The organism is Plesiomonas sp. PI-19 (assembly GCF_021368255.1).
In the GTDB taxonomy this organism is placed as follows: Bacteria; Pseudomonadota; Gammaproteobacteria; order Enterobacterales; family CAMTGL01; genus Plesiomonas; species Plesiomonas shigelloides.
The window spans coordinates 1,587,326-1,613,978 of sequence record NZ_JAJNMQ010000001.1; the positions used below are offsets into that span (position 1 = coordinate 1,587,326).

Consider the following 26,653-nt stretch of genomic DNA (forward strand, 5'->3'; position numbering starts at 1 on the left):
CTTCATTGCCATCAAGGCCAGTGTCAGCGGTCACCGTTTAAACGTCGGTTAACGCACGCACTGCGCACTCATAATCGTATAGCGCATCATCATGTTGAACATTTATCGCTAGCACACTTAGACCATGTATACCCTTCCTACTTGAAGCTGCAGCGGTGTTGACTACGTTCGTTCACCCCAATCACATAGTTTGCCTATGCTCATGGGGATTCACTCACTTGCCGCCTACCTGCAACTTCACGTTGTTTGGGTATAGTTTGCATTTAGTGTGCCGCATGAGATGCGAAATTGTGCAACGGCCAGCTCTATTACCTACGCTCGATTTTATCAAGGCTAGGTATTAGCACTGGCCGCGCTATGTACCGTTAACGTTTTAATCTCTGATTGGCGGCGGAGCCAGCACTTCACGGTTACCGTTATGGCCCGGCGCACTCACAATCCCCTGCGCTTCCATCTGCTCGATGATCCGCGCCGCGCGGTTGTAGCCAATCTTGAATTTACGCTGTACGCCAGAGACAGAGCCACGGCGCGTTTCCGTAACGAACTGTACCGCCTGATCAAACAGGGCATCCAGCTCTTCATCCATATTGTCGTAGCCGTTGCCGCCTTCACTGCTATCGCCGGCCAAAATGGCATCGATATACTGTGGACGACCACGCGCTTTCCAATCCTGGGCGACCGCATGCACTTCCTGATCGCGTACAAAAGCACCATGCACCCGCTCAGGGATAGATGAGTTCGGCGGCAGATAGAGCATATCCCCCATCCCCAGCAGACTTTCAGCACCGCTTTGATCCAAAATGGTGCGCGAGTCAATTTTGCTGGATACGGTAAACGCAATCCGGGTTGGGATGTTGGCCTTAATCAGACCGGTGATCACATCCACTGACGGACGCTGCGTTGCCAGCACCAAGTGGATACCCGCGGCGCGTGCTTTTTGCGCCAAACGCGCAATCAGCTCTTCAATCTTCTTACCGGCCACCATCATCAGGTCGGCGAACTCATCCACCATCACCACGATGTAGGGCAGTTTGGTCAGCGCTGGCGGCATTGGGTCCATGCTATCGCCCGGACGCCACAACGGATCAGGGATTGGTTGGCCCATCTTCTCCGCTTCCACCACCCGATCGTTATAGCCGCTGATATTACGCACGCCGAGCAGCGACATCAGTTTATAACGACGCTCCATCTCACCCACGCACCAACGCAGCGCATTGGCGGCATCTTTCATATCGGTGACCACTTCGGTCAACAGATGTGGGATACCTTCGTAGACTGACAGCTCCAGCATTTTCGGGTCGATCATGATAAAGCGCACCTCATCTGGCGTCGCTTTATACAAGATGCTTAAGATCATGGCGTTCACGCCGACCGATTTACCCGAACCGGTAGTACCCGCCACCAGCAGGTGCGGCATCTTCGCCAAATCGGCAATTACCGGATCGCCAGCAATGTCTTTACCCAGCACCACGGTCAGTGGTGATGCGCTTTGACGGAACTTGTCGCAGTCCAGCACTTCGCGCAGGTAAACGGTTTGGCGATCTTTATTCGGCAACTCCAATCCCACATAAGATTTACCCGGAATAACTTCCACTACCCGCACCGCCGTTGTTGACAGCGCTCGCGCCAAGTCACGTGACAGGTTGGAGATGCGCGCCGCCTTCACACCCGGCGCCAGATCCAGTTCAAAACGCGTGATCACAGGCCCCGGAGAGATCTCGGCCACATCAGCCTTGATGCGGTAATCGTTCAGACGCGCTTCCACCAAGCGCGCCGTCATCTCCAGCTCTTGCTCGCTCACCGGCATATTGTTACGCGGTGGCTCAGCCAGCAGATCCAGCGTCGGCAACGGTGTAGTCGGCTTTGGCATCACATCTTCTTGTGGCATCAGGAACGGGTGCAAAAAAGCCATGTGCTCCTGCTCTGCGCGCTTGCGCATCCGCATAATTTCAGCGGCATGGAATTGCTGTTCACTGTTTGCCTCGTCGTTTGCGTCATCCTGCTCCGGTTCAGCCTTCCCTGCCGGAGTAAAAGCCGCCGCAGACTCTGTAGCCGGCATGAATGCCGATGCGCTCGATGTCGACGGTTTTGATGCAAAAGCGTGTGGTGCAGCAGCAGGCTCACCAGCAGCCACATCATTCACCGAGTCATCCATGGTCGGCTCTTCACGCACCGGCTCAAAGGTAAACGGCGCCGCGGTATGCGTCATCGGATTGCTTGTCGCATGTGTTGGCGCAACAGGCTCACGGCTTGTCTGTGGACGCACTAACGCGGAGGTTTCCGTCTGCAAAGGACGACGTACCGCTTCCACCGCACGCGCCAGGCGCTCTTGTTCACGTGCTTCAAATTCGGCGCGTAACCGAGCATTAAACTGCGCGTCTTCATCTGACTCATCGTCATCAGCTTGCGCGTCAGCCGCAAATCGCTCGTTTGCTGCCGATTCATCACGATCATCTTGAATGGCTGAGAATGATGGCATACGGCTATCTTCGTCATCGTCTTCGGCCACTTGTGCACCACGCGCTGCATAAGAGCTTGCCGCAGCATTCGCCGCTGGCGAGACCGGTGAAGTAGACAAGGCTGGCGAAATCTCGCTCGCCGCGCCTGCAGCATTAGACTCCTCTGCAGCAGAGGCTGGACGCACGCTCACCTGAGGCTCGTCATCACGAGCACTGAACGAAAACGCCGAGGTATCATCTTCCAACGCATTAAAGAAAGTAGGAATTTCTACGCCAGGGATCAGGGATTTTTCTTTCGCCAACGCCTCTTCCGCGCGTTGACGCTCGGCCTGCTCCCGCTCCCGTTGCTCCAACATCTCACGTTCACGCTGCTCAGCCATACGCTCAGACGGCAACTTAATGCCAAGCGATGCTAACGTGCGACGGGTCGGGATCTTCACCGGATTCGGACGTGGCATTTCAGGCACATTTGGTTTCACCTGCGGACGCGCAGCAGGCGTCTCAGTATCGCTAGCACCGCTATCAGCGAAACCAAACGCGGTCGCTCCACCAGCAACAGCAGACGCCGTTGCCGCAGCTGCCGGTGCAGAGGTTGCAGCTGAAGCGGCACCTGCAGCAACCATCCCCGCCAGAGAGGCGGCTTGCAGACCCGCAGACGCCGAGCCAGACGCTGGCATAAATGGATCATCTGCTAGCGCAGAGCCAAATGACGGCAACACATCGTCTACGTCAAAAGCTGCATCAACGCTGCCCGGCTTGCGTGAAAATGCCGAAGTAGACATTCCCGCAGCTTGGTTAGACTGATGCGCTGGTGCAGAACTTGACTCTGCAGCCCGAGGATTAACCGGCTCTTCTTGCTTGATCAAATCATCAAGACCAGCGAAATCAATTTTCGGTTCAAACCAGTTATCGTCGTTCGCGTCTTGGCTCGCTGCAGAATTGATTTCAGAATTCGCATTGATGCTTACGCCTTGATGCACCGCATGATGCGCTGGCGCGCTATTATTGGCGCTATTCGTATTCGCGTTGTTACTAGCATCGGTAAACATCGATACCGGCGTATAGTCACTGCCCTGCTCATCATCCGCCGCCGAGAAAGAAACCGTTGGCTTACGGATTACAGAGCTATGCACCGCAGGTGCATTGTTTGCAGCCAGATTCTGCGCCACGCTATGGTTAGGCGTAGTGTTCGTCGCTGTAATGTGCGGAGCTGTAGCATGTGCATTTGTCATCGCACTGCTTGCCGCAGCCTGCACCGCCGGCGCTACGGTAGCCGCGCCAGCAGCAATAGCGGCAGCCGCCACTGGCTGAGCGTGCTGAGGTTGGTTTGCTGGCGTTGCCGCCTGACTTTTATCCGCACGATTACCGCTCGGAGTCGGCGCCGCATCTAATTCGCTCTCATCATCATAAGCGCTAAGAGGACGCATCGGCGGTATTGTCGGCTCTTGCTTACCCAGCAAAATATCATCTTCATCCGCAGGCGGCAGATCGTCAACATCATCATCAGCAACGAACTCCTCGTCTTCCGCTTGCTGCTTACGACTGCGCGCACCATTGGTAATAAAAGCCACTGGATTTAAGATGGCTGAACCAATATTTTCCGCCAACGTTAGCCATGACAAACCGGTAAACAGAGTCACCGCCGCCGCCCACACGCACAGCAAAATCAGCGTAGCGCCAATACGGGAAAACCAAGGGACAGTGTAATCACTGATGGCCGCACCGATAAAACCACCGGACGGGAAATAATAGAAATCATCGACACTGATCGCGGCTAATCCACAGGACGCGCCAATCAGTAATACGACGCCAATCAGGCGTAATGCCAAATTGAGAAAATCAAAGCGTTCATCGTCACTGCGGCGGCGAAATAATACCCAAGCCGCAATCACTAAAATAGGAGGTATGGTATAGGCCAGTGCTCCGACAGATAAAAATAACGCATCGGCAATCCATGCACCGACACTGCCGGTAATATTTTTGACTGCATCATGCCACGAGGCCTGAGACCAGCTGGGATCTGTGGGATCAAAGCTGAGCAGGGCCACCATCATATAAACCGCAAACACAACACCGACAATCAGAATCGCTTCCATGATGCGGTGCAATCCACTCAGTTTTTTACTGTTTCTGATTTTCTTTTCCACAAGTACCTGGCTCAAGTATGTCTCTCCAGGAGGCAATAGCTAAAGACCAAAAATACGCCGAGCGGCAAAAGCCGCTCGAGCGTTTCAGTCTGGATGAATGACCAGTATTTTAACCAAGCTGAATTTGTTTTGCATCTCTCATGCTTAACGGGTTTTAATCACCAGACGGTTAGTCTGTTTGACCTCTTCCATTACCACATAAGTTCGGGTGTCGTTAACGCCCGGTAGACGCAGCAGGGTTTCCCCCAGCAGCTTACGGTATGCCGACATATCTGGCACACGGGTTTTCAGCAAGTAGTCGAAATCACCGGATACCAGATGGCATTCCTGAATCTCTTCTAGCTTTTGTACCGCCGCATTGAACTGGTCAAATACATCGGCTGCCCCACGGTTCAGGGTAATTTCCACAAACACCAGCAGGGATGCATCCAAATAATGCGGGTTCAATAATGCAGTATAGCCATTAATAAAACCCTGACGCTCTAAACGCCGAACCCGTTCAAGACACGGGGTTGGTGACAGACCCACTCGCTTTGATAATTCAACGTTGGAGATACGCCCGTCCTTTTGTAACTCGTTCAGAATATTACGATCGATTCTGTCGAGATCTTTGCTTGGCCGCTTTTTATTCTCTACCATTTTGTTCCACCCGTTTACGTCCTTGCGTGAATTAATTGCTGCTTGAGCTCGAAAAAAGAAACACTCTGCCAACCTACTCGTTATATACTAGCAACATAACCAGCGTTTCTGTTATTACACCGCCTGATTCACCATTAACCATGAGGGTTTCAGATGATTATCGGCATCCCGAAAGAAATCAAAAACCATGAATATCGCGTTGGCATGATCCCTGCGGGAGTCAGAACACTGGTTGCCGACGGGCACCAAGTCCTTGTTGAATCCCATGCTGGCACTCATATCGGATTTACCGATAAAGATTACATTGCTGCGGGAGCATGTATCGTTTCTTCCTCAGATGATGTTTTCGCAAATGCAGAGATGATTGTCAAAGTAAAAGAGCTACAAACAGTAGAACGTACCAAACTCAGACCCGGACAACTGCTTTTTACCTATCTCCATCTGGCTCCCGATCTGGAGCAAACGCACGATTTATTGCAAAGCGATGCAATTTGCATCGCTTACGAAACCGTTACTGATAATAGCGGTGGTTTACCCCTGTTAGCACCGATGTCAGAAATTGCTGGGCGCATGTCAGTACAAGCAGGTGCGCATGCGCTAGAAACGGCACAAGGCGGCTCTGGGGTGTTATTAGGCGGCGTTCCGGGTACCGAACCCGGTCGCGTGGTGATTTTTGGCGGTGGCATGGTGGGTGCTAATGCCGCGCGTATGGCCTGTGGCCTACGCGCTGATGTCACGCTGTTTGATAACAATATCCAAACATTACGCCGTTTAGATAGCGAGTTTGCTGGGCGCGTGAAACTGCTGATCCCTTCCAGCCAATTGATTCAGACGCATATCCAAGAGGCGGATTTGGTGATTGGCGCGGTGCTAATCCCCGGCGCAACCGCGCCCAAACTGTTATCACGCGAAGATTTGCGTCTGATGAAGCGCGGTTCGGTGCTGGTAGATGTCGCCATTGACCAAGGCGGCTGCTTTGCTACTTCACGCCCGACCACGCATGCCGAACCTCTGTATACCGAAGAAGGCATTATTCATTATTGTGTAGCCAACATGCCGGGAGCGGTTGCCCGAACTGCAACCCAAGCGCTGTGTAATGCCACGCTACCTTTCGTGCAGGCATTGGCTAATCAAGGAGCCATCGCGGCCATGCGCGCTAATCCACATCTGGCCAACGGTTTGAGTGTGTACCGTGGCCAATTGATTTCTGAGCCGGTGGCGCGTAGCCAAGAGCGTAGCTTTACCCCACTGAGTCAAATCCTCAATGCCGCACGCGCGTAACAGCGCTGATTTGCCCTTCCCTCGTGATGCTTCGCTCTGGGTTTCGCCCAGTGGCGAAGCGTAGCTGACACATTTGTTTTTTTGCCACGCTTTTTTGCTGTTTTTGCGTATCCAATTTACCTACAATCGGGCATACACCTGTCGTACGTGGAGAATAACAATGACATCGACAAAACATTGCAAATTACTGATTCTTGGTTCAGGCCCAGCCGGTTATACCGCGGCTGTGTATGCCGCTCGCGCTAACCTGAATCCTGTGCTGGTGACTGGCATGCAGCAAGGTGGCCAGCTGACAACCACCACCGAAGTGGAAAACTGGCCAGGTGATGCCAGCGATTTGACTGGCCCAGGCCTGATGGATCGCATGCGTGATCATGCCGAGAAATTCAACACCGAAATTATTTTCGACCACATTAATAAGGTTGACCTGCAATCTAAGCCACTGCGTTTGTACGGTGACAGCACTGAGTACACCTGTGATGCGCTGATCATCGCAACCGGTGCTTCAGCTCGCTATCTGGGTCTGCCATCCGAAGAGGCGTTCAAAGGCCGTGGCGTATCTGCCTGTGCAACCTGTGATGGTTTCTTCTATCGCAACCAGAAAGTGGCGGTAGTGGGTGGCGGTAACAGCGCGGTAGAAGAAGCGCTGTACTTGTCTAACATCGCGGCTGAAGTACACCTGATCCACCGTCGTGATAGCTTCCGGGCGGAAAAAATCCTGATCTCACGCCTGATGGACAAAGTAGCCAACGGCAACATCGTGCTGCACACCCAATGCACGCTAGATGAAGTGCTGGGTGATGACATGGGTGTCACCGGCGTGCGTCTGCGTCACGTGGATAACAACAGTACCGACGATCTGGCAGTCAACGGGGTGTTTATCGCCATTGGGCACAGCCCGAACACCGAGATCTTCCAAGGTCAGCTGGAGCTAAATGGCGGTTACATCAAAGTGCAATCAGGCACCGAAGGTAACGCCACCCAAACCAGCATTCCGGGCGTGTTCGCTGCCGGTGACGTGATGGATCACATTTATCGTCAAGCCATCACCTCTGCCGGTACCGGCTGTATGGCGGCGCTGGATGCAGAGCGTTATCTGGATGCGTTAACCAAATAATTGGTGCGCTATTTGTGCTCACTATGCGCATATGTAATGCATGTGTACACATGCTGTGTAGCACATACACCATTGCGCATTAAGTTCAAATAACGAATACGCCTCCTGCAAACGGGAGCAGTTTGCTCCCGTTTATGTATTTACGGCCGGTGCATTGGATCTCGTCTTTTGCAGAGGTTGTTTTTCGGTTTTGCGTTTTTGGCGTGCGAGCTTTTACCCCAAAGCTTAGCAATAACACTTTGATACGACGCCGGTGTGGTGAGTCAAACCCACCCAGTCATCAAAGTAGACACGTCATGAGCCAGAACCCCGTAGGTTAAGACACTGCACACATCATGGATAAAAACAAACAACGCGAGCTGACTCGCTGGCTAAAGCAGCAGAGTAAATTGGCACGCCGCTGGCAAAGCCTGACCATGCTGCTGGGTGTGGTTTCCGGATTACTCATCGCATTACAGGCCTGGTTACTGGCCGTTTTACTTAATGACTTGATTATCTTGCAACAACCGCGCGACTCTCTGACCCGCTATTTCCTGATGCTAGTCGGCACCGTGGTACTGCGGGCGATCGTCACGCGCTTGCGCGAACGCTGCGCTTTTTACTGCGGGATGGAAGTGCGTCGCCAAATTCGCTCACTGGTGCTCGACCGCTTGGAAAAGCTGGGGCCAGCGTGGATCAACGGCAAACCGGCGGGCAGCTGGGCCAGCATGGTGCTGGAACAAGTGGAAAACATGCAGGATTTCTTTGCGCGCTATTTGCCACAAATGTATCTGGCCGTATTTATCCCACTGATCGTGCTGTGCGTGGTCTTCCCCATTAACTGGGCGGCAGGGGTGATTTTGTTGGTCACTGCCCCACTGATCCCATTTTTCATGGCTCTGGTTGGGATGGGCGCCGCCGATGCTAACCGGCGTAACTTTCAGGCACTGGCTCGCCTAAGTGGCTCGTTTTTAGATCGCTTACGCGGCTTGGAAACGCTGCGTTTATTCAACCGCGCAAATGCAGAAGTCAATCATATCCGCCATGATGCGGAAGATTTTCGTGAGCGCACCATGGAAGTGCTGTACATGGCCTTCCTGTCCTCGGCCGTGCTGGAGTTCTTTACCTCTGTTTCCATTGCCATTGTTGCCGTTTACTTTGGTTTTTCCTATCTGGGTGAGCTGAACTTTGGCCATTACAGTCAGGGCATTACCCTGTTTGCCGGTTTTCTGGTCCTGATCTTAGCGCCAGAATTTTTCCAGCCACTGCGTGATTTAGGCACCTTCTATCATGCTAAAGCGCAGGCGGTTGGCGCAGCTGAAACACTGGTCGATTTCCTGTCAGCAGAAGCGCAAACACCCGCTCAGGGAGATAAACCGTATCAAGCGCGTGTAGCTGGTTCAGCGCATGAAAACAGCCAGCCGAGTGCCAAGCACACATCCGATATGCCGCATATCTGGGCACAAAATCTGGAGATCCTCTCACCACAAGGAACGGTGTTAGCCGGTCCGCTCGATTTTCGGATTTTAGCAGGCGAGCAGATTGCGCTCGTAGGGCGCAGTGGCGCAGGGAAAACGTCACTGATGAATGTGCTGCTGGGCTTTCTGCCCTACCGCGGTTCACTCAAGGTGAACGGCCAAGAGCTGAGCGAGCTTGATCCGCAAAGCTGGCGCGACCATCTGGCATGGGTCGGACAAAATCCTCGTCTGCTGCAAGGGACGATTCGCGACAATATTCTGCTCGGCGCACCACTCGCATCCGAAGCTGAGGTTCAGCGCGCTGCCGCATCGGCGCACGCGGATGAGTTTATCGCCCGTCTGCCGCAAGGGCTGGATACCCCGGTCAGCGATGAAGGCGCAGGATTATCTGTCGGTCAAGCGCAGCGGCTCGCCGTGGCGCGTGCGCTACTGCGTGGCGGCGAATTTTTGCTGCTGGATGAACCGACCGCCAGTCTGGATGCGCGCAGTGAGCAGCTGGTGATGCAAGCGCTGTCGCACGCCGCCCAAGGGCGCACCACCTTTATGATCACCCATCGGCTGGAGGATGTGCGCAATTGCCATCAAATCTGGCTGATGGATCATGGCAAGCTGGTTCAGCAAGGCGATTTTGCCACACTGAGCAGTAGCGATGGCCCTTTTGCCGCCATGCTAGCCAACCGTAATCAGGAGATTTGACCGTGCGTGTATTACTGCCGTTTCTTGTTTTATACCGCCGTCACTGGATCCGCATGACCCTCGGCATCCTCTTGTCGATACTGGCGCTGGGTGCCAGTATCGGCCTGTTGGCGTTGTCTGGCTGGTTCCTTGCAGCCTCTGCGCTGGCGGGGATGACTATCGCCGCTAAAACTTTCAACTATATGCTGCCTGCGGGCGGGGTGCGCGGCTTGGCCATTGGCCGCACCGCGACCCGCTACTTTGAGCGCGTAGTCTCGCACGATGCCACGTTTCGTGTTCTGACGCGTCTGCGGGTGTTCTGCTTTAGCCGTTTGATCCCGCTGTCACCGGGTGGTCTGGCGCGTTTTCGGCGCACCGAACTGTTAAACCGCTTGGTGGCGGATGTCGATACCCTCGATCATATCTACTTGCGACTGATCTCTCCCCTGCTCTCCGCCTTGGTGGTGATCGGCAGTACCACTTTGCTGCTCTCGTTGCTGGATACCCGTCTGGCGTTGACCTTGGGTGGCATCATGCTGGCCTTGCTGCTGATCCTGCCGGTGATTTTCTACCATGCCGGTAAACCGATCGGACGCGATATTACCGCGCAGCGCAGCCGCTATCGGGTGCAACTGGTGGAATGGTTGCAAGCCAATGCGGAGCTGGTGTTATTCGGCGCCCTGCGCCGTGTCCGTGAGCAACTGGATGCGACCGAGCGTCAATGGCAGCAGCGTCAGGCGCAAGAAGCCTCGCTTGCTGCGTGGTCACAAAGTTTGGTGGTACTGGCGTCCGGCTTAACCGCCGTTCTGATGCTGTGGCTAGCCGCCGAGCATGTCGGTGGCAATCCGTATCCGGGGGCATTACTGGCGCTGTTTGTGTTCGTCACCTTAGCGGCGTTCGAAGCACTGGCTCCGGTAGCCTCTGCCTTCTTGCATTTGGGACAAGTCATGGCCTCAGCGGAGCGCGTGCAAGATGTGATTTCACAAACGCCGCCAGTGCAGTTTGTAACTGAGCCAGAAGATAAAGCCAGTGCCGGTGAAACAGCTGCCAATCCGGCGCTGCAACTGAATATCCAGCATGTCACTTTCGGTTATACGCCAGACCAACCGGTTCTGCGCGATGTCAGTTTGCATCTTGCAGCAGGTGAGCGGATCGCACTGCTGGGAAAAACCGGCTGTGGTAAGTCGACCTTGCTCAATTTGCTGACGCGCGCCTATGACCCGCAGCATGGTTCTATTGCGTTAGGTGACACCGATATCCGTTTGTTACCGGAAAGCCAACTGCGCCAAGCAATTTCTGTGGTCTCACAGCGCGTACACATTTTTAGCGCCACCCTGCGTCAAAACTTACTGCTGGGCGACCCACGCGCCAGTGACGCGCACTTGAGTGATGTGCTGCGTGACGTTGGCCTCGACACCTTACTGGACGGTGAAGGGCTGGATATGTGGCTGGGTGATGGCGGTCGTCCGCTGTCTGGTGGTGAGCAGCGCCGTTTAGGCATTGCCCGCGCCTTGCTGCACAACGCACCCCTGATGCTGCTCGATGAGCCAACAGAAGGGCTTGATGCCGATACCGAACATAAGATCTTAGCGCTGCTGGAAACGCATAGCCGCGGTAAATCGGTGATTGCCGTTACCCACCGTCTAAGCGGGCTGGATCAATACGACCGGATCTGCGTGATGGAAGAAGGCCAAATCATCGAGCAAGGTAGCCACAGCGAACTGATGACCCAACAAGGACGTTATTATCAGCTGCACCAACGCCTGTAACTTGAGATCCCCACTGCCGTTTTGCAATCATTCTTGCTACGGTTTTGCTATGGCTTGGCCATGAGTCTGGCCATACATGAGTCTGGTCATCGTAGTGGGGATATTTACCGCGTCGCGCTCTTAAGCTAAACAACGGCGCTTTTATTTTATAGCGCCGGTTAACCTATTGTTTGGTAAGGCGTTCCAGTTAGGTTAAAAATTTCAGTGTGGTAACAGAGAAGCACCATGTGGCTGCATGCACTTTCTGCTGATAATACAGATTTTCCACCCATCGATTCGGCGCTCACCGATCCGAACGGCTTGCTCGCCTTTGGTGGCGATCTGAGTATCGAGCGCTTACTGAATGCCTATCGCCATGGAATTTTTCCATGGTTTAACCCCGGCGAGCCTATACTCTGGTGGTCGCCCGATCCACGCGCGGTATTTTTCCCCGCACAGCTGCAACCCAATCGCAGTATGCGCAAGTGGCTGAAAAAATCGCCGTTTCGCGTCACCGTAAATCAAGCCTTTAGTGATGTCATTCACCACTGTGCGGATGTGCGCAGCGGCGAAACGTGGATCTCAGAGCAAATTCAGGCCGCTTATGTACGCCTGCATCACTTAGGCATCGCACATTCCATCGAAGTCTGGCAAGGCGATACGTTGGTGGGTGGATTGTATGGGGTGGCGATCGGGCAGGTATTTTGTGGCGAATCGATGTTTTCGTTACAGGATAACGCCTCCAAAACGGCGTTACTCACGTTTAATCAGGCCTTTTATCAGGCCGGAGGCGCGCTAATTGATTGTCAGGTGATGAATCCCCATTTGGCCTCGTTGGGCGCCGTGAGTCTGCCACGTAGCGATTTTCAGCGAATTTTAGTCGAACATCAGACACAGTCACTACCGGCCTCGTTCTGGCAGCCGCGTGAATTGGCCTACCGTTTTGAATCGCTAAACGGACAACCGCCAATGCCAGCTGACGATATTCAGAGCCGAACGCCCGACTAATGCCGCACTTGCAGCGACCTTTTTAGTCAAGACAAACACTATGCCCGAATCACAGACTTCACATTGTATTCAGTTGTGGCTCAGCCCGCCGAGCACCTGCAGCTATCTGCCGGCAGAGACCGAGCAAGTCGGCGTTATCTTCGATGAGCAGTGGCTAACACCTGACGGTTACAGCCAATTGTTGACCGCAGGATTTCGACGCAATGGGCAATCGTTGTATCGACCACACTGCCCGGCGTGTTCGGCGTGTAAATCCCTGCGGATCAGTACGCTACAGTTCAGCCCTTCCCGTTCACAAAAACGGGCAATGAAATATTGGAGTGCGGCCTCGTGGCGAATTTATGATAAACTACCGCCTGAGTTTTTCGCTCTGTATGCCAGGTACGTCAGTGCCCGTCACGCTGGCGGCAGTATGTATCCGCCGGATAAAGCGCAGTTTGAATCCTTTGCGGAATGTCAGTGGCTCGATGTGGCTTATCTTTGTATGTATCTGGAGGATCGTCTGGTCGCGGTAGCAGTGACAGATGTATTACCTGATGCACTCAGTGCCTGCTATACCTTTTTTGATCCGGATCTGAGCGCCCACTCACCGGGTGTTGCGATGCTGATGAAACAGCTGGAATGGGCAAAACAGAGTGGAAAACGCTGGGTCTATCCCGGTTATCAAGTTGATGCCTGCAGGGCGATGTCTTATAAAAAACGCTTCCGTCCGGCACAGGAATTAACCCAGACAGGTTGGCAGTGGGTCAATGAATGCTGAGTTTTAACCAGCTTTAATGCCCTGTTGCCTTTACACTATCGACGTTTTTCGGCATTATCTGCCGGTTATTATTCAGGTTGTAAGCCTTAACGAGGAATAGATGTCTAAAGAAGACAGCATTGAAATGCAAGGCACCGTGCTGGACACGCTGCCAAACACCATGTTTCGTGTAGAACTGGAAAACGGTCACGTTGTGACTGCTCACATCTCCGGCAAAATGCGCAAAAACTACATCCGTATTCTGACTGGCGATAAAGTGACCGTGGAAATGACTCCTTACGACCTGAGCAAAGGCCGTATCGTATTCCGTAGTCGCTAATCGCGGTTATAAAAAAACCCGGATTGCTCCGGGTTTTTTTATGTCTTGAAGTTGGCTCTTGCACCTGCACAAGAGCCGATCACGTGATTAATCTTTGTAATGATTAATGCACCATGCCCTCTTCTTCGCGGCGAGTACTGGCACTGCTGAACTGATAGGTCAGCACATTGCCTTCTGCATCCACCCCGACTTTCACCACGCCACCGTGCGTCAGTGAACCGAACAGCAACTCGTTCGCCAGTGGTTTTTTCAGGTTATCTTGAATCACACGACTCATAGGACGTGCGCCCATCGCCTGATCATAACCTTTCTCTGCCAACCAGTTACGGGCTTCGGCGCTGACTTCCATCGAGACACCTTTAGCATCCAACTGTGCTTGCAGCTGCACGATGAACTTGTCGACTACCTGATGGATGATCTCCGGTGTCAGATGGTTAAACCAGATGATGTTGTCCAGACGGTTACGGAACTCTGGCGAGAACACCTTCTTGATTTCGCCCAAGGCATCGATGCTGTTGTCCTGCTGCTTGAAGCCAATGGATTTGCGCTGCGTTTCCTGCACACCGGCGTTAGTGGTCATCACCAACACGACGTTACGAAAATCCGCTTTGCGGCCATTGTTGTCGGTCAGCGTACCGTTATCCATCACCTGCAACAGCAGGTTAAAGACATCAGGGTGCGCTTTTTCGATTTCATCCAGCAAAACCACCGAGTGAGGATGCTTGATCACCGCATCGGTCAGCAAACCGCCCTGATCGAAGCCGACATAACCTGGAGGCGCACCAATCAGGCGACTGACAGTGTGACGCTCCATGTATTCGGACATATCAAAGCGCAGCAGCTCAATCCCCATGGCGCGCGCCAGCTGTACGGTAACTTCAGTTTTACCCACCCCAGTTGGGCCTGCAAACAAGAATGAACCCACCGGTTTGTTGTCTTGAGACAACCCTGCGCGGCTCATCTTGATGGCTTCAGTCAGCACTTCAATAGCTTTATCTTGACCAAAGACCAGCATTTTCAGCTTGTCATCCAACGAGCGCAGGATATCGCGATCACTGGAAGACACTGATTTTTCTGGAATGCGGGCAATACGTGCCACTACCGATTCAATGTCGCTGACGTTAACGGTTTTCTTGCGTTTGCCGGCTGGGGCTAAACGGCAACGAGCACCGGCTTCGTCAATCACGTCAATCGCCTTATCCGGCAGATGGCGCTCATTGATGTACTTAGCGGACAGCTCCACCGCAGCACGGATCGCTTTGCTGGTATAGCGAACATCGTGGTGCGCTTCGTATTTTGGCTTCAAGCCCATCAGGATCTTCGTGGTTTCGTCTACTGACGGCTCAATCACATCAATCTTCTGGAAGCGACGCGCCAGAGCACGGTCTTTTTCGAAGATGTTCGAAAATTCCTGATACGTGGTAGAGCCCATCACCCGAATCTTACCGCCCGAGAGCAGCGGTTTAATCAGGTTCGCGGCATCCACTTGTCCACCCGAGGCCGCCCCAGCACCGATGATGGTATGAATTTCATCGATAAACAGGATAGCGTTCTCTTCTCGCTCCAGTTGACGCAAGATGGTTTTAAAGCGTTTTTCAAAATCACCACGGTATTTGGTACCCGCCAGCAACGAGCCGATATCCAGTGAGTAAATCACGCAGTTGAGCATGATTTCCGGCACATCGCCTTCCACTATCCGCCAGGCCAGACCTTCGGCAATCGCGGTTTTACCTACCCCAGCCTCACCGACCAACAGCGGGTTATTTTTACGTCGACGGCACAATACCTGAACCGTACGCTCCAGCTCTTTATCTCGGCCAATCAGCGGATCAATACCACCGACACGGGCCAGCTGGTTTAAGTTAGTGGCAAAGCTTTCCAGACGCTCTTCGCCCTCTTCGCCAGAGTTGGCGGCTGACGCAGCGTTGCCCGGAGCACTGCTGCTACCGGTGGAATTGCTTTGATTAGGTGCTTCTTTACGAATGCCGTGCGAAATGAAGTTCACAACATCCAGACGGCTGACATCGTATTTTTTGAGCAGGTAAGCGGCCTGAGATTCTTGTTCGCTAAAGATAGCCACCAGCACATTAGCGCCGGAGACTTCACTACGACCGGAAGACTGCACGTGGAAAACCGCACGCTGCAGTACTCGCTGAAAACTTAAGGTCGGCTGCGTTTCACGCTCACTGTCTTCTTCAGCAATGAGTGGTGTGGTCTGTTCGATAAACACCGACAGATCGCTACGCAGCATATCCAGATTGACGGAGCAGGCTTCCAATGCCTCACGGGCTGAACTGTTATCAATCAGTGCGAGCAAAAGGTGCTCGACGGTCATGAACTCATGCCGTTGCTCACGCGCTTTGGCAAATGCGAGGTTCAGACTTAATTCAAGTTCTTTATTGAGCATAGGCACCTCCCCTAGACGCCGAGATAGATGCCGGGAGCATGGCTAACAGCAGTTAACTTTTCAGTTTTCCGGTGTCAGGCTTTTTCCATTGAACACAGCAATGGATGGTCGTGCTCACGGGCATACTGATTAACTTGCACAACTTTTGTCTCTGCTACCTCAGCAGTAAAAATGCCACAAATTGCTTTACCCTGATAGTGCACAGTCAACATTAATTGTGTCGCCTTCTCTATGTCCAAGCTGAAGAACTTAGCCAACACTTCGATAACAAAATCCATCGGGGTATAGTCATCGTTGTTCAGTACAACCTTATACATAGACGGTGGCTTAACCGTTGTTTTTTCTTCGTCCCTGACGAGCTCATCAATTCCAATCCAGTCTAAATTACTCATAACTCTATCGTAGTCTTTACGGTCATCGGATGCGAATGAAATGTTAATTTCGGTGAAATTTTAGTGAAGACATCCTCAATGCGACCTTTGTCGCCTTGACGTTACGATCAATTCTACTAGAGTGTATCGCTAAGTGGTGTGTATATTTCGACCAATCAGTGGCTTTTTGTCTCTGATGGCCGAATTTGTTGTTTTACATCACGGGTATGTCTGTATGGTATCACTCGAGGGATGTAGAGGTATGGAAACGGGTACTGTTAAGTGGTTCAACAATGCCAAGGGATTTGGTTTCATCTGTCCGAGCAATGGTGGTGACGATATCTTCGCCCACTATTCCATCATCCAAATGGATGGCTATCGTACGCTTAAAGCAGGACAAGAGGTGCAATTCGAAATGCACCGCGGCCCCAAAGGTTGTCATGCAACCAATATCATTGTCCCCTCGACAGAAGCTGAGCTGATCAAATAATCGGCGGCTTTCCTGTGTCATTCAAAAAAGCAGACTTTAGGTCTGCTTTTTTATTATATTATTTTGTTCTTTCGTTAAAGAAAAATAATCTAAACCAACAAGCTGTGCCTTTTAAACACACAAACCAACATAACCGAGCCTAACATCACGCACTGATGTTTCTGTTCTGTGTGTTCTGTTGCCGCGTGTGAAAGCGCTCTTTTCGCGTTGCGCGTGCTTGCATACACTGCCTAGCATCCGGATGATACAGGCGGTCATCACTGCGCCAGTCAGTATTTGAATCAAACCGGTAACACCTTAATTTTGCGCAGACTCTTTAACCCAGAAAGGATCTCTGTAATGAAACCTTCGCTGTCTGAGATTTATGTACACCCCATCAAATCCACCCGCGGTATTGAGGTATCCAGTGCCCAAGTGGTGGAAAGTGGTTTGGCGTTTGATCGCATGATGATGCTGGCCGATCCCGATGGGCGTTTTGTGACCGCGCGTGAGATGCCGCAATTGGTGTTGTTCCAAACAGCGCTATTACCAGATGGTGTGGTGATTCATAGTCCGGATGGCGACAGTATCGCGGTGTTTTATCGCGATTTTACCCAGCGGGCCCCTTCCGAAGTGTGGGGAAACCATTTCGCCTCATTGGTAGCGCCGGAGCCGGTGAATCTGTGGCTGAGCGAGAAACTCAGACGCGCACTTTGTCTGCGCTGGACCGGCTTTCATTCCGAACGACGGGTGGAAGGTCACGCTGAGCAACCGCTCTCGTATGCCGATGGTTATCCGCTGCTGCTGATTTCTGCTGCCTCCCTTGACGCTTTACAGCAGCGCTGCTCACAGCCTCTTACAATGCGCCAGTTCCGCCCGAATTTAGTGGTGCGCGATACAGAGCCATTTGCTGAAGATAGCTGGAAGGTGATCCGCATTGGCGAGGTGATTTTTGATGTGGTCAAACCCTGTGGCCGTTGCATTCTGACTACGGTGAATCCGGCCGATGGTACGCTACATAACCAACGCGAGCCGCTGCATACGCTGACCCAATTTCGCCGTTACGGTAATGATGTCGATTTTGGCCAAAACCTGATTGCTCGTAATCAAGGTTTGGTGCGTTTAGATATGCCGGTCGAAGTGCTGGAAACCGCCGAGCCACGCGTTTATGCGGATAATGCCCATCCGCTACCGGCGCATACACACGAAGAGCGTTTGGAACCGCTGCACTCGGTGTTAATCGAAACCCACGGGATTGCCAGCGGAGATATCGCGTTTACCGGCAACAATCATCACACCCTGCTCGATCAGCTGGAAGCACACAATGTGCCTATTCCGTCATCATGCCGCGCAGGACTGTGTGGCACATGCCGTGTTACGCTGTTGTCTGGTGAAGTGACTGCACTGACCAACTCAGCCGTACGCGGGGATAAAATTTTGGCCTGTAGCTGTATTCCTCGCACCAATTTACAATTGAAATTGCGCCGTAAAGTGCGTGAGTGATTGAGTATTAGAGCAGTAAACCGACGCAGAAGCGCGGATAACCGAGAGCAAGCATGCAATTAAAACCCTTACACAAAGGACGCTTTCAGGATCACTGGCAAGATAATCATTCCCTGATTGAGCAGGTGGTGCTTAGCTGTATTTCTGAAGAGAAAATCATCGAAGAAAAGTCGCCGCTGATGAGTCAGGGGCAACAGCTAAATTATCTGACACTGGTGCGAAGCGGTAAGGTGTCGATCGGTTACACCGCGCAAAATGGGCGTAGCTTTCAGCTCGGCACCATGGAGTGCGATTATCAGGTTTTCGGGGAGATGGAGTTTTTTAGCGGCTATCGCTGCCAGCTCGATATCATCGCTGAAGAGACGCTGACGGTGGCCTTTATCTGCGCCGATAAATTGCAGCAGGCGTTGGTGAAAAATCCACAAGTCGCCCTGTTCTTTGCCAGCGCCATTGCGATCGATTATCAGGATACGGTGAATATTCTGATCCATCGCATGCTCTATCCTATCGCTTATAACGTGGCTTACGATCTGTACCAGCAATATCTGCGGGATTTTCCTGTCGGCGGTTTTACCAAAAGCTATATGGAAGCCGAACGTTTCGGGACAACCGATCGCGTTTATCGCCGCGCCGTAAAAGAGCTGACTGACTTAGGATTGGTGGAGCGCAGCAAGCAAGGGCTCAGTATCACGGATATTGAGGCCCTCAAGCGTTATCTCGCGCTATAGCTGCTCCTGTGGTATTCGACGAAGTATTATCCGCGCAGCTATCGCCTATGCAGTGATGCAAATGGCATGCGTTCGCTCTGGTTTTTCATCCCTTCCCTAACAAAAACACCGGCCAAAAGCCGGTGTTTGTTTTTTGCAGTTATCGCATAGCAGCTTAAATCAGTTCGCGGCCTGCAGCGGCTCTGGCGAAGCGGCTTTATGCAGACGGAATGAACCGAGCAGCATCAACAAGATCACCGCGTACAGCATTGGGATAGCGTACATCACCGCTTGCAAACCAATCACTTTTTCAAACACCGCACTGATTGCAGGGCTAAACATGGCTCCGGCACTGCCGCTGATCAAAATATACGACACGTTCTTGCTGCTTGGTTGACGCACAAACGATACGCCATAAGCGATAAAGGCGTTATACAGCGCTGCGCAGACAAAACCGTAGCCGTAAGTATAGTAAGACAGCATGCCCACATCAGAAGTGTTCACAATCAAGGTAGTGATCACCAGTGCCAGCGCAATCACTGCCAGCAAGAAGTGATGGATCTTGACGCGCGTTACAATGGCAGTAGACGCCAGTGCGCCCAGCAAGGCGGCAGCCCAATATTGCGTAATGATGTTGCCGGCATCTTCAAACGGAATATCGAATTTTTGCTTAACGAACAGCGGCGCCCATGTCAGGAAGGTATACAGCGCCAGCATGCCCAAGAACAAACCAAAACCACCGCTTAACAGACCAAAATTCCACTCTGATTTGGCGTTATCACTGCTTTCGGCACTTTGCTCGCAGCGGCGGAAGTTAGTGAGCGCGGCAATCAGCATGGTGACCAGCGCTACGCCGCCCACGGTCAGGTAGCTGTAGCTCCATGACATAGAACGCGTCAGTGTATAGGTGGTCACCAGTGGGAATACGACCCCAGCCACGTTAAAGGTAGCGTCTTGTACCACCAACATGGTGCTTTGCAGTTTATCTTTCCATACTGCCACCACAATGGTACCGGCAATACACAAGCCAACACCGCCGCAAAAACCGATCACGGTCATAGCAGCCATCACGACAGCCAGCGATCCGGTAAGATGCAGGGTCAAGGCGCTCAGCGCAATCAGTGTATAGCTGAGCAAGGTAATGCGTTTGATACCGATTTTTTCAATCAGGAAGAAGGCGGCGATGGTGCCCGCCAGTGCGCCGCCATTAAGCAGCGAGAAAATGGCCGCCACATCGTTCACCGGCGCAGCAAATTTTGCAGCAATCGGCTCTATCAGCATGCCAAACTGGGTGGCAAACCCGGCCATAACAAAGTTTGCCAAGAAACTGATGGCGGTAAGTGAGAGTTTGTTTTTCATTGTTATTATCCCGTACTGATGTTGAAGGGTACGATATGGCGACCTTAGCTATCGCGACATTAGCGCGACAAATTAGCAGGACAACGCCGTCTCCAGCGCCAACTCAATCATGTGATTGAATGACAACTGACGCTCTTCGGCGGTGGTCTCTTCGCCTGTCAGACAGTGGTCAGACACGGTGAGGATCGCCAGCGCTTCAATACCCTGCTGATGCGCCAGACCATACAGACCAGCCACTTCCATATCGATACCCAGTACGCCAAATTTCTCCAGTGCAGGGATCAGATTTTCGTCTGGATCGTAGTAGAGATCGCCAGTAAAGACGTTACCGGCACGCACTGGGATCTCCTTTTCCTTCGCTAAGGTGTAGGCGCGGTGCAGCAGGTTGAAATCTGCAGAGGTAGCCATGTGGTATCCGGCGCTGCGCTTGGCGTTGGTTGGTGAGTCAGTACCGGCGGCAACGGCCAGAATCACATCACGCATCTGCACATCACGCTGGGTCGCGCCTAGGCTTCCGATACGAATGATTCGCTTGACGTTAAAATCATTCACCAGCTCATGGGCGTACAGCACCATGGAAGGGATCCCCATGCCGTGGCCCATCACTGAGATCCGCTGACCTTGATAAAAGCCGGTGTAACCGAGCATGTTACGGACATTGGTCACTTCACGGGCGTCGGTCAGATAAGTTTCAGCAATATAGCGGGCGCGCAGTGGGTCACCCGGCATAATCACGGTTTCGGCAAAATCACCTGGCTGAGCATTGATATGTGCTGTCATTTACTTCATTCCTCTTACAACCAATTCGGTGCGTATCTACCGGTTATCTATACCCTTTCGACTTGAAGCTGCAGGTAGGCGGCAAGTTGTTTGGGTATACAGCGTGTTTGCTTTGCTAAAAAACACGAATAAAAAACACGAAAGAGCAGATACATAACTCGGTAGCGCGAACATGGTCGCAGTGTACGGCTGCGCTGACTGCGTTGCAGAGGACATATGTCCTGTCTGGCGGATCGGCCTCTCATTTCACGGATTTTATTCCGCATTGCAGCCAAATCACCGGATAAATGAGCGATTCAGAGGAAGGAAAAAATGAGAAAGCAACGGCGACCTATGAAAGCGCCGCCGTTGTCTTACATTGAGTTAATGTGTTTCACACTTCAACCGCCTACCCCAAGCCTCGCCCTGTGCACGCATGATGGCAATTATGTATGCCATTTATGTCATGTATGAGGTGAGTTGCACTGTGGCGAGTAGCGCGGTGGTGAGTCAGCCTCAGGCTTTAACTGGTTCGCCGGACACCGTTTTATGCCCTTCTTGCAAATGCACCACATCCACCAAATCATCACTGCTGACTTGGAACGCCTGACCAAATCCTTTCACGTACAGACCTTGCTCTGGCACCATGCGGAACAGGATAAAGTCTGCCATTTGCGACAAATTGGCCACGATATCACCGTGACGAGCTTCCAGCGCCGCAACAGCCTCCTGCCAGCTTGCCGTATCACGCGCCACTTTCTCAACACGCGCATCGAACGTCAGACGCTTACGGGCAAACAGCTGGCGCGACTGACTTTCATCCTCAATCATCATCAACGACGTACGCGGCACCTGCTGTAAATTGCGCGCATGCCGTGCAATTTCTGAAATCAGCACATAATAGCCATCCGCCAGTTGCACAAAGGGCGCGTAGCTGACATTCGGCATGCCATCGGCATCCACGGTCGCCAGCACCACGGTGCGGCATTCGTTACGAAACTCAGTGATTTCTGGTTGCAGGCGATTTTGCAGACGCTCTTGACGTTCGTTGGTCATGACAATGTCTTCCTTCATTCAATACTTATTAGTCTAATTTACTGCCCTGATAAGGCTATTCACGTTGTCGATTTTTATTATCATTCGCGTTGTTTGGCCCGGCGGAACGCCGAGCCAGCTAAACGCGAGGTATCCAACCCGATAGATGCCACTTAAGAGCGATGTCACTTAAGCGAGCGCGATTACTCTGCTGCCGGCTGCGGCTGGGCAATCAAGCGCACACGCAGCTGCTCAAACAGCGCAACTTGTTCCGGCAACAGCTGACGCTGTTTGTCTCTACCTAAGTACACTTTGAACATAGTGCGGCCGTTAGCAGCAAAGAATTGCAGGCTATAACTGGCCTTGCCCATAAACGGTTTGGCCAGCAACGCGATGTGCGAAACTTGCGATAACAGCAGGTGGCCATGCAAACCGGTTCCCTCTTTGGAGTACAGGTTGAAATAGCCGTGCCCCGGTTTACCGGCAGGGAATGCCCCTTTGAATTCAAAAATGCTGCCTTCGGACTCCACGATGGTGGTCAGTTGGCCCCAACCGGTCAGCTCTTCCAGCAGCGATTGCGCCCAGCTACCATGCGCCATCACCGCCATCTCTTCGGGCAGTGCGGCAACCAGCTGATATTCACTGACGCCAAAGCGCGCAGCTAACTCTTGTGTGCTGGCACTCATCTCTTTTTCTGACAGCTCCGCCAATTGCCGGCACAATTCGCTGTGAACGGCATCATTTTTCGTGACTGCATCAGCTTTAGGTGCGGTGTCAGCCAGTACATCCGTATGAGACATGTTTTCTCTCCGTATTCATTCAGGTTTCATTGCGACCCGATGAGAGCGCAATTGGGGCGCACCACATCAGGTCAGAAAAAGGGGACAAAATAGCCGTAACAGGCAACTCAGGCGGCTAAGGGCGGCGATAAACGCAATGCGTTAATCAGCCCTTGTGCCATGTTGATATTCCAGAAACTACCGGCCGTGGTTAGACGCGCTTGGTCTGCCTCTAACGCCAACAGCCCTCGCTCTTGCCACTGTGTTAAGAGTGGGCTGACGTAGTCATACAGCGCCATACCACTTAGGCTATCTAACTCGCTGCGTTGCAGTCGGCCACGATCAAAACCGGCCTTAATAGCACAGTGCAGCGCATGCTGCGGATTAGGGCTCATCATCATCACCACCGGATAACGCTCTTCGCGGATGGCTTGGTGATAGCTCTCAAGATCGCGAGTTTGCATCAGGGCAAAGCCGTCAATAAAGCCACCCGCGCCAGCCCCCGCCGGCAACACATCGGCGGTCGTTTTCGCCAGATGGTTGTAGCGGCTGCGTTCGCGTGCATCGCGCGTCCAGTGATTGACACTGATTTGCTGAATGCCGTGCTGCTGCATAAACGCGACGCCTTGGGCGTACATACGCGATTTTTCAGGTGTCGCGGCCGGTGCCGGCAGACGGTTCTCCTCCACCAAACGCGCCATCGGAGTGCCTTGCATCTCAATCAGCTGATACAGGTCCACCCCGTGTGCGCCGCTGTGTAGGAAGTCCTGCAGGTCTTGCTGCCACGCCGTGGCCGATTGATGCGGTAAACCAAACATCAGATCGACGATAATCGGCGCGCGGTCCAGCGCCACCAGATGACTCACGGTCTCCAGCAACTTTTCGCGTGGATCGAGCCGCTTGGCTTTACGCCGAACATCGGTATCGAAACTCTGCACCCCGAACGAGAAACGATTCACGCCACCATCAACTGCGGCGTGGTATTTCTCATCGCTAAAGCGATTGAGACGGCCTTCCAGCGTAATCTCACAATCGTCGGTCAGCGGGAAATGCGATTTAATCAGCTGGCCGAGGGCAAAGATTTGCTCGGCAGTCAGATCCGTCGGCGTACCGCCACCAATGTATACAGCGGAAAACGGTGCGGCTTGTGTCCACGGCATCGCCGCTTTGCGTTTTAGCTCTTCACTCAGCGCCGCGAAATATTCGGCCACCAGCGCAGGGCTGGCGGCATACTGAAAGAACGAGCAAAAGGTGCAGCGCACCCGACAAAACGGGATATGGATGTACAAACAGCGCGGACGAATCGCCGGCGTGTCTTGCATCAATAACTGCTGCAGTTGCCCTTGCACCGCCGGAGGAGGCAGCGGTCGCCCGCTGCCTCCGGCATGTGCCTGACGTTTGCCGGTAAAGGCGTACGCGAGAGGGTCTGGGCTGTGATGGCCCAGAATGGAGTCATCCAAAACAGATAAATCAATCATCATCAGAAGGAATACCGCACACCAACCTTAAAGTTACGACCGGCGGAATAGAGCTGGTCAAAGGCCTGACGGTAATATTCGTCAGTCACGTTATCGATACCCACATCCACTTTGACTGCTTTGAACGCGCCCGTTTGTGGCTGCCAAGTGGTATAGAGATCCACCAAGGTGTAGGACGGATACACATTGGTCACGTTAGATGGCAATTCATCTTGTGATTCGTAATGGCTGACGTTCACGCCCGCTTTCAAGTCGCGATCCATAAAGTAGTGGCTCACGCCCAATACCCACTTATGCGCCGGAATGTTATTCAGTGGCTGGTTGGTTTTCTTGTCCCGCCCTTCTGTCTGGGCATAGCTCAGGCTGGTTTCCAGATCGCGCCAGTTATAACGCGCGTCTAACTCAACGCCACGCAAACGCGCATCGGTCACGTTCACGTATTGGGTGGTGAACATGTTGACCTGCTGATCAATGTAGTTGTTGACGTTGTTATGGAAATATGTCGCGCCAAACGCTAACTCATCGTCAGCCAGCACGTTGTTAAAGCGCATCTGTGCTGAGATTTCTTTGTTTTTGGCGGTTTCCGGTTTCAAATCGGGATTGGCTTTAAACACGTTGCAGCCCATCGGGCCCATGCAGAAGTGAGTACCGGTGGTGTACATCTCTTCCATGCTTGGTGCACGGAACGCTTCGTCGTAACGCGCGTTTAAAGTCAGCCAATCGGTCGCCGCCCAGCGCAGGCCAACGGATGGCGACAAGTGATCTTCGCTACGCTCGGAGCCGGCAATATTCTTGTCTTCGGCGGTAAAGTGGTCATAACGCAGACCCGGTAACAGGTTCCACTGGCTACCTAATGGAATATCGGCCTGAACATAACTGCCCCAGACTTTGCTGCGGCCATCGGCTGGAATCGGACGGTTCTTCCCTTCCCGCTCGCCTTGGGTTTTATCTTCATAAATATCGCCGCCATAGGTCAGGCTCAGCAGATCAAACTGCGAATGGTTACTGATATTCATACCCAGTGTGCGGTAATCCACCTTATCGCTTTGCTTTTTCGTGACGCGATATTCATCAAATTCCGTTTTGTTCACATAGGCAGTAACGCGTGCGTCCAACCAACGGCTATCGGTTGGATTCAGGCGATAATCCAAGGTGGTATTGAAATCACGGGTTTTCTGCTGCACCAGCGGCACCGAGGTGCTGACCATCTGTGATGGGTTACTCGGTGCATTCTGATGGGTTTCGGCTTGGCGAACTGACAGCTCCAGACGCTGCGCGTCATCTGCCTGCCAGCCCAATTTGGCTAACCCCCCCTGATTGCGATAGGCCGAATCAGTCAGGTGCTCGCCGTTCCCCAAACGCAGGTTATTGGCATCGGCGTAGTAGCCGTTCAGCAGGAAATCGACGGAGTCCCCCAACAGGCCATACACGGCACCGCTGGTTTTGGTTTCATCATTGGCGCTGGCGTAACCTTGTTTCAGATAGCCACCCACACTCTGATCGCCTTGCAGCATATCGGGGGCGGAAATAGTTTGCTGCGCGACCACGCCACCCAGTGCGCCACTGCCCCACAGGGAGCTGGTCGGCCCTTTGATCACTTCGATGGATGACAACATTTCAGGATCCATGAAGTAAGTCGCACGGTGTCCTGAGGTGGTGTTCTGACGCACGCCATCCACCACCTGCAAAATGCGGTTGCCACTTAAACCCCGTACTGACGGGCTTTGCGCATTAGCGCGCGGACCGCCACTGACATCCACGTTAGGAATGTATTTCAGAGCTTCTGCCACGCTGGCCGGTTGTTGTTGCTGAATTTGTGCCTGCGTCACCACCGCAACCGAGCGCGTTTCTTGCGACAGCGCTTTATTTTCACGGGTTGCCGTAACCAGGACTTCATTGAGCTGAGTCTGAGGCTCAGCCGGTGCGGCGTTGGCGGCAAATGAAACCGCGACACTGTTCAGAATTAACAGACTCAGTGCTGAGCGTTTAAAGCCGGTGTGTTTAGCGGTCATCGCGGCTGTCGCGCTGGACAGTCGACCGGAAGATTGCAGATGGTTGGCCACTGGCATTAATTCCTTTTAGTTCATGATGAAAAGAGGAAAAACAAGCAATGTGTTAGCGGTGGCGAAGCGTAACCGATCATTGAATGCGAATGCAAATAATTTTCATTTGATCT

At 52.7% G+C, this 26,653-nt stretch carries 20 protein-coding genes; 10 read left to right on the plus strand and 10 right to left on the minus strand.

Features of this window, described 5'->3' with window-relative positions; genetic code table 11:
* Window positions 1–373 precede the first annotated feature (373 nt).
* The gene (locus LQ901_RS07250; RefSeq protein ID WP_230406979.1) at window positions 374–4,621 is read right to left on the minus strand and encodes a DNA translocase FtsK 4TM domain-containing protein; all 4,248 of its coding nucleotides are present in this window, start codon (window positions 4,619–4,621) and stop codon (window positions 374–376) included.
* Window positions 4,622–4,750: 129 nt separating this feature from the next.
* Entirely contained in the window at window positions 4,751–5,245 is a 495-nt protein-coding gene (lrp, locus tag LQ901_RS07255; RefSeq protein ID WP_010861779.1) for a leucine-responsive transcriptional regulator Lrp, read from the minus strand.
* A gap of 153 nt (window positions 5,246–5,398) precedes the next feature.
* On the opposite strand from lrp, the gene ald reads away from it, so the two are divergent.
* The 7 genes from ald (at window position 5,399) to infA (ending at window position 13,610) form a co-directional block, all read left to right on the plus strand.
* Complete coding sequence (gene ald / locus LQ901_RS07260; protein ID WP_064977600.1) at window positions 5,399–6,526, plus strand: alanine dehydrogenase; 1,128 nt, start codon at window positions 5,399–5,401, stop codon at window positions 6,524–6,526.
* Window positions 6,527–6,686: 160 nt separating this feature from the next.
* On the plus strand, window positions 6,687–7,643 hold the full coding sequence (trxB, locus tag LQ901_RS07265) for a thioredoxin-disulfide reductase (protein ID WP_010861781.1): 957 nt from the start codon (window positions 6,687–6,689) through the stop codon (window positions 7,641–7,643).
* Between the two features lie 335 nt (window positions 7,644–7,978).
* On the plus strand, window positions 7,979–9,796 hold the full coding sequence (cydD, locus tag LQ901_RS07270) for a cysteine/glutathione ABC transporter permease/ATP-binding protein CydD (RefSeq protein WP_152135880.1): 1,818 nt from the start codon (window positions 7,979–7,981) through the stop codon (window positions 9,794–9,796).
* Window positions 9,797–9,798: 2 nt separating this feature from the next.
* The gene (gene cydC / locus LQ901_RS07275) at window positions 9,799–11,544 is read left to right on the plus strand and encodes a cysteine/glutathione ABC transporter ATP-binding protein/permease CydC (RefSeq protein WP_152135881.1); all 1,746 of its coding nucleotides are present in this window, start codon (window positions 9,799–9,801) and stop codon (window positions 11,542–11,544) included.
* A gap of 225 nt (window positions 11,545–11,769) precedes the next feature.
* A complete protein-coding gene (gene aat, locus LQ901_RS07280) occupies window positions 11,770–12,531 on the plus strand; it encodes a leucyl/phenylalanyl-tRNA--protein transferase (RefSeq protein ID WP_152135882.1) in 762 nt (253 codons plus the stop codon).
* Between the two features lie 40 nt (window positions 12,532–12,571).
* The gene (locus LQ901_RS07285; protein WP_152135883.1) at window positions 12,572–13,291 is read left to right on the plus strand and encodes an arginyltransferase; all 720 of its coding nucleotides are present in this window, start codon (window positions 12,572–12,574) and stop codon (window positions 13,289–13,291) included.
* A gap of 100 nt (window positions 13,292–13,391) precedes the next feature.
* The gene (gene infA / locus LQ901_RS07290; RefSeq protein WP_010861786.1) at window positions 13,392–13,610 is read left to right on the plus strand and encodes a translation initiation factor IF-1; all 219 of its coding nucleotides are present in this window, start codon (window positions 13,392–13,394) and stop codon (window positions 13,608–13,610) included.
* 103 nt (window positions 13,611–13,713) lie between these two features.
* On the opposite strand, the gene clpA is transcribed toward infA, so the two are convergent.
* Together clpA and clpS are read right to left on the minus strand one after the other, a co-directional pair.
* Entirely contained in the window at window positions 13,714–16,017 is a 2,304-nt protein-coding gene (gene clpA / locus LQ901_RS07295; protein WP_010861787.1) for an ATP-dependent Clp protease ATP-binding subunit ClpA, read from the minus strand.
* A 74-nt stretch (window positions 16,018–16,091) separates the two neighbouring features.
* The gene (gene clpS / locus LQ901_RS07300) at window positions 16,092–16,409 is read right to left on the minus strand and encodes an ATP-dependent Clp protease adapter ClpS (RefSeq protein WP_010861788.1); all 318 of its coding nucleotides are present in this window, start codon (window positions 16,407–16,409) and stop codon (window positions 16,092–16,094) included.
* A gap of 241 nt (window positions 16,410–16,650) precedes the next feature.
* Here clpS and cspD point away from each other — a divergent pair, with 241 nt between their 5' ends.
* The 3 genes from cspD to LQ901_RS07315 all read left to right on the plus strand — a co-directional run bounded on the left by cspD (window position 16,651) and on the right by LQ901_RS07315 (window position 19,088).
* Entirely contained in the window at window positions 16,651–16,878 is a 228-nt protein-coding gene (gene cspD, locus LQ901_RS07305) for a cold shock domain-containing protein CspD (protein WP_010861789.1), read from the plus strand.
* A 339-nt stretch (window positions 16,879–17,217) separates the two neighbouring features.
* Window positions 17,218–18,360, plus strand: a complete 1,143-nt coding sequence (locus LQ901_RS07310) for a YcbX family protein (RefSeq protein WP_152135884.1) — start codon at window positions 17,218–17,220, stop codon at window positions 18,358–18,360.
* A gap of 53 nt (window positions 18,361–18,413) precedes the next feature.
* Window positions 18,414–19,088: a Crp/Fnr family transcriptional regulator gene (locus LQ901_RS07315; protein ID WP_152135885.1), complete on the plus strand. Its 675-nt coding sequence runs from the start codon at window positions 18,414–18,416 to the stop codon at window positions 19,086–19,088.
* 159 nt (window positions 19,089–19,247) lie between these two features.
* Here LQ901_RS07315 and tsgA read toward each other — a convergent pair whose 3' ends face one another.
* From tsgA to LQ901_RS07345, 6 genes are all read right to left on the minus strand, one after another.
* Window positions 19,248–20,426: an MFS transporter TsgA gene (gene tsgA / locus LQ901_RS07320; protein WP_152137232.1), complete on the minus strand. Its 1,179-nt coding sequence runs from the start codon at window positions 20,424–20,426 to the stop codon at window positions 19,248–19,250.
* 72 nt (window positions 20,427–20,498) lie between these two features.
* The gene (deoD, locus tag LQ901_RS07325) at window positions 20,499–21,206 is read right to left on the minus strand and encodes a purine-nucleoside phosphorylase (RefSeq protein WP_010861793.1); all 708 of its coding nucleotides are present in this window, start codon (window positions 21,204–21,206) and stop codon (window positions 20,499–20,501) included.
* A gap of 495 nt (window positions 21,207–21,701) precedes the next feature.
* The gene (hutZ, locus tag LQ901_RS07330) at window positions 21,702–22,241 is read right to left on the minus strand and encodes a heme utilization protein HutZ (RefSeq protein ID WP_010861794.1); all 540 of its coding nucleotides are present in this window, start codon (window positions 22,239–22,241) and stop codon (window positions 21,702–21,704) included.
* Between the two features lie 182 nt (window positions 22,242–22,423).
* Complete coding sequence (gene hutX, locus LQ901_RS07335; RefSeq protein WP_010861795.1) at window positions 22,424–23,020, minus strand: heme utilization cystosolic carrier protein HutX; 597 nt, start codon at window positions 23,018–23,020, stop codon at window positions 22,424–22,426.
* 107 nt (window positions 23,021–23,127) lie between these two features.
* A complete protein-coding gene (hutW, locus tag LQ901_RS07340) occupies window positions 23,128–24,480 on the minus strand; it encodes a heme anaerobic degradation radical SAM methyltransferase ChuW/HutW (RefSeq protein WP_064977592.1) in 1,353 nt (450 codons plus the stop codon).
* Window positions 24,480–26,540 carry a TonB-dependent hemoglobin/transferrin/lactoferrin family receptor gene (locus LQ901_RS07345; protein ID WP_167550127.1) on the minus strand — a complete coding sequence of 687 codons (2,061 nt, stop codon included), beginning with the start codon at window positions 26,538–26,540 and terminating at the stop codon, window positions 24,480–24,482. The genes hutW and LQ901_RS07345 overlap by 1 nt, the downstream gene beginning before the upstream one ends.
* Window positions 26,541–26,653: the final 113 nt, after the last annotated feature.

Coding starts and splice junctions, on each gene's coding strand:
- lrp (WP_010861779.1), bottom strand. CDS start 5,245: ATGGTAGAGAATAAAAAGCGGCCAAGCAAAGATCTCGACAGAATCGAT.
- ald (WP_064977600.1), top strand. CDS start 5,399: ATGATTATCGGCATCCCGAAAGAAATCAAAAACCATGAATATCGCGTT.
- trxB (WP_010861781.1), top strand. CDS start 6,687: ATGACATCGACAAAACATTGCAAATTACTGATTCTTGGTTCAGGCCCA.
- cydD (WP_152135880.1), top strand. CDS start 7,979: ATGGATAAAAACAAACAACGCGAGCTGACTCGCTGGCTAAAGCAGCAG.
- aat (WP_152135882.1), top strand. CDS start 11,770: ATGTGGCTGCATGCACTTTCTGCTGATAATACAGATTTTCCACCCATC.
- LQ901_RS07285 (WP_152135883.1), top strand. CDS start 12,572: ATGCCCGAATCACAGACTTCACATTGTATTCAGTTGTGGCTCAGCCCG.
- infA (WP_010861786.1), top strand. CDS start 13,392: ATGTCTAAAGAAGACAGCATTGAAATGCAAGGCACCGTGCTGGACACG.
- clpA (WP_010861787.1), bottom strand. CDS start 16,017: ATGCTCAATAAAGAACTTGAATTAAGTCTGAACCTCGCATTTGCCAAA.
- clpS (WP_010861788.1), bottom strand. CDS start 16,409: ATGAGTAATTTAGACTGGATTGGAATTGATGAGCTCGTCAGGGACGAA.
- cspD (WP_010861789.1), top strand. CDS start 16,651: ATGGAAACGGGTACTGTTAAGTGGTTCAACAATGCCAAGGGATTTGGT.
- LQ901_RS07310 (WP_152135884.1), top strand. CDS start 17,218: ATGAAACCTTCGCTGTCTGAGATTTATGTACACCCCATCAAATCCACC.
- LQ901_RS07315 (WP_152135885.1), top strand. CDS start 18,414: ATGCAATTAAAACCCTTACACAAAGGACGCTTTCAGGATCACTGGCAA.
- tsgA (WP_152137232.1), bottom strand. CDS start 20,426: ATGAAAAACAAACTCTCACTTACCGCCATCAGTTTCTTGGCAAACTTT.
- deoD (WP_010861793.1), bottom strand. CDS start 21,206: ATGACAGCACATATCAATGCTCAGCCAGGTGATTTTGCCGAAACCGTG.
- hutZ (WP_010861794.1), bottom strand. CDS start 22,241: ATGACCAACGAACGTCAAGAGCGTCTGCAAAATCGCCTGCAACCAGAA.
- hutX (WP_010861795.1), bottom strand. CDS start 23,020: ATGTCTCATACGGATGTACTGGCTGACACCGCACCTAAAGCTGATGCA.
- hutW (WP_064977592.1), bottom strand. CDS start 24,480: ATGATGATTGATTTATCTGTTTTGGATGACTCCATTCTGGGCCATCAC.